The sequence below is a fragment of the Mesorhizobium kowhaii genome (assembly GCF_042431665.1).
Lineage (GTDB): Bacteria > Pseudomonadota > Alphaproteobacteria > Rhizobiales > Rhizobiaceae > Mesorhizobium > Mesorhizobium kowhaii.
On the sequence record NZ_JBHLYT010000083.1, the window covers coordinates 1 to 8393 of the forward strand.

Genomic DNA, 8393 nt, shown 5'->3' on the forward strand with positions numbered 1-8393 from the left:
CTGGGAAGGCGCAATTGGACCTTCGCCGGTTCCCAGCGCGGCGCCGACCGCGCCGCCGTCATGCTTACCCTCATCACCACGGCACGCCTCAACGACGTCGACCCAAAAGCCTGGCTCGCCGACGTCCTGGCCCGCATCGCCGATCTTCCTACCTCGCGTCTGCACGAATTACTGCCTTGGCAATGGAAGCGCCTGCACGAAGCCGACAAGCCCGCCGATCAGCAGGCCGCCTGACCTTCACGCAACGCCATCATAGAGCCCGCCACGCGCACGCGCATGTGCCAATCATGCGGCCTTCGTCGTATGCGTACGTCCTTTCGAAATTGCTTGGTGTATTCGGACGCCCTTGGAAGGGACGCGCGCCTGACGTCGCTGGGTTTCTTCAAGCTGTTTGCTCGCAGAATTTACTTCTTGCCGTTGAGATCGGTGAAAAGCTCATCCGGCGACGCAAAGCGAGCCTTATATTAGCCGGTGCCGGCGCCGGGATGATCTTATCGCAGGTGCGGCAGCTGTACTTAGGTCGAACGGTCTCGATGACCTGCCAGACCTGGGCGACCAGAGGCGGTTCGCCGGTGAGTTTCGCCAGGGCATAAGAGAAGCAGTCGACGTAATTGAGCCCCATTGAGCCCCGCTGGATGCCGACCCTTTGCCAACGCGGCGCCAGGCACGGCGGGCTTTGTCTGCGGGCTCGCGGTGACGGCCACGATGCCCACCTCCGCTTTGTGCAGCCAAAAGTCAAAATCCGCTCCACCTGCTTCCCCACGGCGCGGCTCCAGGAACTGGGGGAAGTAGGAGCCCTTCCAGCTTGGGGAGATGCGCAGCTCTCCCGTTCCGGCCCGAGTCTCGCAGTCCCCGTCGCGGCAGCCATTGCGCTGGGCGGTCCGCAGCGCGCTCTTCTCGCCAAAGCCCGCGTCGGTCGCGAAACCCACCTCCAGCTCCATCAGCCGCTCGGCGGCAAAGGCGATCATCTCGTCATCTCGCGCAGGAGTTCGGCATCGGGGGCTTCTGCACGAGCGCACGCAGGTTCATGATGTCGTCGGTCATCGGTGGTTCCTTCGATTCGGGTTGCTGTTAGCAACCCGAACGGAAGAACATCGAATGACCACCGCTGTGCCGCTCGCTACGGCACTTTTGAGGGCGCGCTCGCGAGCGGCTTCTTTACCACCGAGCTACACCAACAAGGCGTAACACGTCCGATACACGAAGAGACGCTGGTGCTGGTTAGTAGCCGGCGATCGCTTTTGTCTCTAGGAACTCTTCCATCCCGAACCTTCCCCATTCACGGCCATTGCCCGATCTCTTGTATCCACCAAATGGGGCGGCCCAATCAGCAAACATTCCTTGGATGTTAACACTGCCCGCTCGAACCTGCCGAGCGACTTTGCGAGCGCGCTCGACCGAACCAGACGTAACGTAGGCGGCAAGGCCATAGGCGGTGTCATTGGCAATGCGTATCGCGTCCGCTTCATCTTCGGCCCCCATCAGTACCAAAACCGGGCCGAAAATCTCTTCCTGCGCGATTGTCATTTCAGCCGTTACGTCAGCGAAAATGGTTGGTCGAACATAGTAGCCTTTAGGAATGCCCTCTGGTAGGCCTGTGCCGCCTGCGACCAAGGTCGCGCCTTCTGCAATACCCCTTTCAATCCAGGCTTGAATTCTCTCCCACTGAATCCGATTGACGACGGGTCCGAGAGTGGTGCCTACCGCTCGTGGATCCCCGACCTTCATCTGCTCCACAGCCATTTTCGCGATGCGCGCGGCCTCCCTCATTTTGGCTGCGGGGACAATCATTCGTGTGGGTGCGTCGCATGACTGGCCAGTATTCATCATCATGTAAGCGACGCCGCCAGCGACGGCCTGTTCAAGGTCTGCATCATCCAAAATGATATTGGGCGATTTGCCGCCCAGCTCCTGACTGACACGCTTGACGGTGGCGGCAGAGCGGACGGCCACGTCTACGCCCGCGCGCGTCGAACCAGTGAAGGACATCATGTCGATGTCAGGATGCTCGCTCATTGCAACACCAACCTCCGGCCCTAAGCCATTGACAAGGTTGAATACACCCTGGGGCACGCCAGCCTCCTGCAAAATCTCTGCGAAGATCAATGCGCAACTTGGCGTAAACTCAGAAGGCTTCAGGATCATGCTGCAGCCTGTGGCGAGCGCTGGCGCAACTTTGGCCCCAATCTGATTCATGGGCCAATTCCAGGGCGTAATCATCCCCACTACACCAATCGGTTCTCGGACCACCAGCGCCGAGCCGATGGTTTCCTCGAAGCTGTATCTCTCAAGAACACCGCGTATCGTTTCAAAATGGGCCAAACCTGCCGCAGCGTGTTCTCTTTCTGCAAGCTCCAAAGGCGCGCCCATTTCGTCGGAAATAGACGCCGCAAGCTCTGCAACCCTTGAACGATAAACGTCGATAACTCTTCCGAGGAGTGCGAGGCGCTCGTCACGTGATGTGTGGGAAAAATCCTTGAAGGACCGTTTGGCTGCATCGACCGCCGCATCTACATCAGCCTTCGATCCGAGAGCTATTTCGTACATGGCCTCTTCGTTTGCAGGATTGACGACGGCCATTCGGTTCGGCGCCGCGGGCTCCGTCCATACGCCATCGATGTAGAATTTCGTGCGCGCGACCATTGACAGCTCCTATGTTTGATCAATCCCGTGGCCAAACTGAAGGCCGGCCGCGATTGAGGTTGATTTGAGATGTATTGCGCCGCTCTCTCTCGCCGCCGGCTCCAACGCCTCCAGCTAAAGTCCTGAAACTGGATGCGGCACGTACGGCGCCTCGAGTAATTTGACCTCGTCTTCCGATAGCTTCACGCCGACCGCCGCGAACGCGTCGTCAAGATGTTGCGGCTTCGTCACGCCGATAACGGGTGCAGTCACCACAGGCTTTGAAAGCAGCCACGCCAAGGCAAGCTGTGCATGAGGAAGGCCCCGTGTTTCGGACAGCGACGTAAGACGGTCGACGACTATCTTGTCCACTTCTTGGGTTCGGGCGTAGATCTCCGCGCCGATATCGTCGGTGCGCCCGCGAAGGGTATCTGGCTCTTCCTGCCAAGGGCGGGCGAGACGCCCCCGTGCAAGAGGGCCCCACGGTAGGACGCCAACGCCTTCGCTCTCGCAAAGAGGGAGCATTTCGCGCTCCTCCTCGCGGTAAAGGAGACTGTAGTGCGGTTGCATGGTGACAAAGCGGGTCCAAAAATGCTCGCCGGCGAGCTGAAGCGCTTTGCAGAATTGCCAGGCAGCCATTGAAGATGCGCCGATATACCGCGCCTTTCCGGATTTGATAATATCGTGCAATGCTTCGAGCGTCTCTTCGATCGGAGTAGCGTCGTCCCAGCGATGGATCTGGTAAAGGTCGATATAATCAGTGTTGATGCGGCGCAGGCTTGCGTCCACCTCCGACATGATCGCCTTGCGTGACAGGCCGCGTCCGTTTGGATCGGCCCGCATCGGGTAATAGACCTTCGTCGCGATCACCACCTCGTCGCGCCGCGCATAGTCACGCACAGCTCGGCCCAGCACCTCCTCGCTCGCGCCGTTGCCATAGGTGTTGGCGGTATCGAAGAAGTTGATTCCGCCTTCGATCGCTTGCTTGACGATCGGCCGGCTTTGATCCTCGCTCAAACCCCAGCGACGCTCGGCCAGGCCGAAGCTCAAACAGCCAAGACAGATCCGAGAGACCTTGAGGCCCGTCCTTCCAACGTTGATGTACTCCAAATTCCCCCCAAACTGAGCTGGTCGATGCAAACCCAACGCTGCAGGACCGGAGCGATGTCACGGATCTCCGACGGCACCCAAGTTGCGAGATACGATGCCGTCTGCCCAAGGCGCTGTCATGGGCACTCGAATACGTGCCCGCGCGCTAATCTAAAGCGTGTTCGGTTCTGGCGCGCAAGCACATTTGTTCACGCCTCCGGAAGACGCACCAGGACCTGGCCGCCTTCGACCTTCGTCTCGAACACAGTGATTGGGCACTCAGCCGGGCCTTGAACCACTTCCCCGGAAGTGATCTCAAATTGAGCACCATGCAGAGGGCACTCGATAAGAGTTCCCTCCAGCCAGCCGTCGGAAAGGAGAGCGAACGCATGCGAACACACGTTGTTGGTCGCATATACTATGTTGTCGATCAAATAAATAGCGACGCGTCTATCGCCTATTTCGAACGGCACCACGGTATCCTCTTGAAGGTCCGAAATTGGGCAAAGAATTATCCACTCAGAATTTTGCGACACAGTATCTATGTTCTTTTCTGCCGTTATCACAGTTCACTCCGATTGCCGTAATTAGCCAGCTTCCTGGTACAAATCGGACGTATCGATTTCCGTGGCCCGACTCATAATGTCATGCGATATGGGCCTGCCGGCCTTTGCGTCTCGCCTGAGCTGCATCATGTCACGACCAGGGTTGACCCCCACGGCACTGACAAAACGTCCGTGATCATCGGCGCCAATCTCCAGCCACCGTTCGCTTGCGACGTCCCCGATGCGATACAGAGACGTCGCGAGGGCTGGCAGCCCGAGCGACTGGATGGTTACGCCGCACTGGTCGGACCAGAACCAAGGTAGGTTCTGATACTGCGCATCCAGACCGCACATGACTTGTGCTGCCACAACTGCCTGATCGCCGGCCACAGTCCAGCTCTCACTGCGTAGCCGCCAGCCAAGCGAGGGCACCGGATAGTTCGTCACTTCTCCGGCAGCATATATTCCCGCAATGGACGTTTCGCAGCGTGTATTCACAATGATCCCGTCGGCGGTGTCGATGCCGGCGTCAGCGGCAATCTCCGCATTAGGCCCAATCCCGATACCAATAAGGACCGTGTCAGCAACGGCCGACCCGCCATCCCAAGTCAGAATGACCTCGCCCTTTGAATTATTCGACATACGCAGATTTGCGCAGTTCAAACGGACCTCACCACCTTCGCCCATGTGACGCGCAGCGACCCATTCTGATAAAGAGAGTGAAGCGCTGCGCGGTAGCAGTCGTGGTGCCAGCTCAAAGACCGTGGTTTGACACCCTAGGCGGCGGGCGCTCGCCGATACCTCAAGTCCTATAAAGCCGCCGCCGACGACTGCCAGCCGCTGGCCCGGCGCAAGAACCGCACGTAACCGCGAAGCGTCTGATTCAGTGCGCAAATAATGAAGTTGTGCCGGGTCTACACTGGAGTTCTCCAGCTGCCGGACCCGAGATCCCGTAGCGATCAAAAGTTTGTCGTAGTGTTCTGGATCGCCGTTATCGGTATGGACCATCCGTCGAAGGGGATCGATGAGCGTGGCCTTCGTTCCAGCTCGCAAAACGACGCGGTCTGCATACAGCTCAGACCCTTTCAGCGTCGGCCTCCTGCCCCCCAAGAGAAAGTCCTTGGATAGGGGCGGCCTGTCATAGGGTGTTCCGCTTTCGCTATGAATGAGGACTGTGCGCTGGTCAGGACGCAGCTCGGCGAGTGCTGCGACAGCACGATGTCCTGCTAACCCTCCTCCGATGATAACGACCTTTTCCATAACCTTCCTCAGTCTTGGCAACTTTGAACGTTACCAACATGACAAAAAACCAAAAAGCTGGAGATGCACCAGTGTCAAATTCCTGCAAATTCGTTCAGTACAGACGGGCTAATTTCAAAGCAAATCCTCGAAGCGCCTCCTCGTTAAAAACTGTGCTCCGCGGAATAGGCGGTTTTTGTGCATTTTTCCGGTGACAAGGATCCATATTGTCGATCGTCGGCCAGGGTGAGGTGCATGACGCTCAATCACTGCGGACTGCGACGCCGTGTTCGTTTGAAGGTAGAATAGCTTCCTGTGCAGACACCGTAGATGCCAGTTAATAGGAATTCCGATCCTATGACCCATGTTCACAAGACATCGGCTATGCGCCGCTACGAATTTGTCGTCGACCTCATCAAGCGCCGCATTCGCAAAGGAACTTTGAGCGTCGGTGATCGCCTGCCGTCTGTTCGGCAGCTAAGCGAAGATACCGGCTATAGCCCGATGACAGTACATCATGCATACGAGCTGCTGGAGGCTGAGGGAGTTTGCGAGGCCCGGCCTCGGTCGGGCTTCTATGTCGTCGGTGCGCCAGTGACAGGCCCAGGGAACAATAGCCACGATGTCGGTGGAGAGGCGGTAAAAAATCTGCCTGAGGCTTTGCTCCATATTTGGTATTCAAATGAGCTTGGCGCATTCGGCAGCTTCTATCCGAGTCCGGAGCTATTCGACCGCAGCGACATAGACCGCCTGTTGCGCCAGCTCTTGCGCCAGGGCGAGACCCGGCTTGTTGGGTGCGATTCCCCACAAGGCGACATGCAGTTGCGACATGAAATTTCGCGCCGCGCATCAAGGCGGGGAAGCGTCGTAGCACACGGGGAAATCGTTGTCGGCAACACGGGTATGTCGTGCTTCGACATGTGCCTCAATGCATTTACCAAGCCGGGAGACGTCATTCTTGTCGAAAGTCCTTCCTATTTTCCAATGCTGGCCGGATTGAACCGTAAGAGCCTCTCCGTTGTGGAAATTTATTCACACCCGCGCTCTGGCATCAATCCCGAACAATTTCAGCATCTTGTCCGTTCTAATTCGGTTCGTGTGGCATTGCTCATGGGCTCCCATCACTATCCCACAGGCGTGACCTATTCCGAACAAACAATGCGTCGTGTTGTGGAAATTGCTCGCCAGCACCAGGTGCTTATCCTCGAAAATGAAATGTTCAGCGAACTGAACTACGATGGCAGCAGACAGCCTTCGTTCAAACAACACGATCCATCCGATATCGTGGTGCAATTCGGAAGTTTCATGGCCTCGCTCCCGCCAGCGTATGGATTGGGTTGGGTTATTGCCGGCACCCATACACGACGTTTGATGACCCACCAGTATACACATGGACTGAACAGCGGTGATGGTATTGTCCAGCGTGCGATCGCCACGTTTCTGGCAACCCGTAGTCAGGATCGACATTTGAGGCAGTTGCGCTGCACACTTGCCGCGAGGATGCGACGGGGACTCGATTTAATCGCAGAATTTTTTCCCAGTGAATGTGTTGTATCGCCCCCCGTCGGCGGGTTTATGTGCTGGGTGCGAGGACCAGTCAGCTTCGATGCTACTAGCGCATTGCTTGAAGCGGTAAAATCCGACTTTAGTTTTCTCCCAGGTCCTATCTTCTCGATCGAGGCCTCCTTCCGAAATTTCGTAGCGCTTAACTTCTCGTTCCCATGGACCGCTCAGAATGAAACCTATCTGGCGAAGCTGGGTGAGATGATGCACAGGTCGGCCGGACATCAGAGCGTCGTCGTCAGGCCATGGCCTTGAGGTCCGGCTGGCGACGTAAGCCCAGGGCAGGAGCTCGTCGAGCCGACTGTTGGGATGGCTATCACGATCCTAGTCAGGACGTTGGCGAGGTAGCTTAGCGGCTCGATGTCGTTCACATGCAGGTCTATTCGGCATCGCCATTACTATGATTGCGAAGCAGGCCCTCGAGCAGGCTGGTATCCAGCGCTCACCTTTTACGCCACAGCCTCGACCGACCTGTTGCGTCCGGCGCCAGCTGTGCGGAGATCGACCAGTTTCTAGTTCACAGCACGAGGAACTATCGATCTATGCAAGGCTCGATATCGAGAAGCTGCGAACTGAGCCTTGTCCTGGCCTGGAGGTGTCCAATGAACCGGCTTCGCATTGCGATCGAGCGTTACGTGGGTGGGCATGCGCCAAGGCTGGATACAAGTACACGACCCCCGCCCGACGGCTGCCGGATTTCGTCACCTTCATGAAGCTCGAGGCGCCGCCATCACCACGATGCTGGCGAGTGGGTGACATGGATCGGCCGCCAACCGACCTGGTCCATCCGCCTGACCGATGTGCGCTGCTTTTGCTCAGCACCTCGCTTATCTCGATCTTCTGAAGAAAGTGGCACCTCGAGAGGCTGCGCCACCGCCGGGGAGGGCAAGCCCTACATCTATACCGAAGCCGAGATCACGGCGCTTCTGGGGGCGGCACTGTCACTGCCGCCAACGCCCGACGTCGCTGGACATATTATTGCCTTCTCGGATTGATAGCGGTGATCGGTCTACGCTATTCTGGAGCGCGGCGACAAGCCTCGGGATGACGTCGATCTCGACCAAGCATTCTCGAAGCTTGGCATGTCGCGGCTGGTCCCGCTCCATGCCACGACGGTCGCCGCTCTGTCGGACTATGTCGCACGACGCGATGCGCATCTCGGCACGCCCCGGAGCCCTTTTTTGTCACTGAGCAGGGCGGTAATACGTGCACCGCGTGTGCGACTAACTAGCCCGGAAAATTCAGTGCGCCCCGATGGCGCGTATCACCAGTGGAGGAAGGTTCCACCCAGATAGTAGTCGATTGGTCTGGTAGCTGACGAGCGGCTCGGTCGGG

Annotated in this window: 6 protein-coding genes and 1 pseudogene; 2 read left to right on the forward strand and 5 right to left on the reverse strand. The window is 57.7% G+C overall.

The window, feature by feature from the left end:
- Positions 1 to 234 (forward strand): transposase domain-containing protein (locus tag ACFFNA_RS34475; RefSeq protein WP_378924361.1); only part of this gene is annotated, 234 nt, incomplete at its 5' end.
- 527 nt (positions 235 to 761) lie between these two features.
- On the opposite strand, the pseudogene ACFFNA_RS34480 reads toward ACFFNA_RS34475, so the two are convergent.
- The 5 genes and pseudogenes from ACFFNA_RS34480 to ACFFNA_RS34500 form a co-directional block, all read right to left on the reverse strand.
- Positions 762 to 1044: pseudogene (locus tag ACFFNA_RS34480) on the reverse strand (transposase); the annotation flags it as partial.
- 177 nt (positions 1045 to 1221) lie between these two features.
- Positions 1222 to 2643, reverse strand: a complete 1422-nt coding sequence (locus tag ACFFNA_RS34485; RefSeq protein WP_378924362.1) for an aldehyde dehydrogenase family protein — start codon at positions 2641 to 2643, stop codon at positions 1222 to 1224.
- 114 nt (positions 2644 to 2757) lie between these two features.
- On the reverse strand, positions 2758 to 3732 hold the full coding sequence (locus ACFFNA_RS34490; protein WP_378924363.1) for an aldo/keto reductase: 975 nt from the start codon (positions 3730 to 3732) through the stop codon (positions 2758 to 2760).
- Between the two features lie 188 nt (positions 3733 to 3920).
- Positions 3921 to 4277 (reverse strand): non-heme iron oxygenase ferredoxin subunit, encoded by a 357-nt coding sequence (locus tag ACFFNA_RS34495; protein ID WP_378924364.1) that lies wholly within the window; start codon positions 4275 to 4277, stop codon positions 3921 to 3923.
- 21 nt (positions 4278 to 4298) lie between these two features.
- Entirely contained in the window at positions 4299 to 5516 is a 1218-nt protein-coding gene (locus ACFFNA_RS34500; RefSeq protein ID WP_378924365.1) for an NAD(P)/FAD-dependent oxidoreductase, read from the reverse strand.
- Between the two features lie 363 nt (positions 5517 to 5879).
- On the opposite strand from ACFFNA_RS34500, the gene ACFFNA_RS34505 reads away from it, so the two are divergent.
- Positions 5880 to 7313, forward strand: a complete 1434-nt coding sequence (locus tag ACFFNA_RS34505) for an aminotransferase-like domain-containing protein (protein ID WP_378924366.1) — start codon at positions 5880 to 5882, stop codon at positions 7311 to 7313.
- The last annotated feature ends 1080 nt before the right edge of the window (positions 7314 to 8393 follow it).

Excerpts from the sequence above, each read along its gene's own strand:
- ACFFNA_RS34485 (WP_378924362.1), bottom strand. The coding sequence starts at position 2,643 with ATGGTCGCGCGCACGAAATTCTACATCGATGGCGTATGGACGGAGCCC.
- ACFFNA_RS34500 (WP_378924365.1), bottom strand. The coding sequence starts at position 5,516 with ATGGAAAAGGTCGTTATCATCGGAGGAGGGTTAGCAGGACATCGTGCT.
- ACFFNA_RS34505 (WP_378924366.1), top strand. The coding sequence starts at position 5,880 with ATGCGCCGCTACGAATTTGTCGTCGACCTCATCAAGCGCCGCATTCGC.